At 50.5% G+C, this 634-nt stretch carries 1 protein-coding gene; it reads right to left on the bottom strand.

Going from position 1 to position 634, the window contains the following annotated elements:
* A partial coding sequence (locus R7Q09_RS26475) for a molybdopterin-dependent oxidoreductase (RefSeq protein WP_318143983.1) occupies positions 1-634 on the bottom strand: 634 nt, incomplete at both ends.

Below are 634 nucleotides of genomic sequence, written 5' to 3'. Positions count from 1 at the left end.
TTTGGCACTTTTGGGAAGCGTTGGAATGGATAAGAGTGGTTACCCTCACGAGCACCAGTACCACCACCTTGTAGACCAACCTGACCACGAAGCAGAGACAGCATCATGATCGCTTTACACGCTTGCTCACCGTTTGCTGAGCGTTGTAGCCCCCAACCTTGCGTGATGTAAATACGTTTTGCATCGCCGATTTCACGCGCAAGTTTCAAAATCACATCAGCAGGAATACCTGTGATTGGCTGTGCCCACTCTGGTGTTTTCTCGATACCATCCGGACCTGTGCCCATGATGTAATCTTTGTAGCTGCCATTTTCTGGCGCTGATGCTGGCAGAGTTTTACGGTCGTAACCCACACAGTAGCGGTCAAGGAAGTCTTGGTCGACTTTATCTTCGCTGATCAGTACATGGGCGATAGCAGCGACAAGGGCCGCATCGGTACCGTGTTTGATAGGAATCCATTGGTCTTCACGGCCAGCGGCAGTATCGGTGTAACGAGGGTCGATACAGATCGTACGTGTGTGGCTAATATTTTTTGCGTCCACGTAGTTGTGGATTTGACCACCGCCCGACATACGCGTCTCGGCTGGGTTGTTACCAAACATCAGACAAAGATCTGCGTTCTGTATGTCGTCAA

It is taken from the genome of Vibrio sp. 2130-1, from assembly GCF_033339515.1.
The sequence above is the reverse complement of the archived record's forward strand: the minus strand, read 5'-3'. Positions and strand labels throughout refer to the sequence as shown.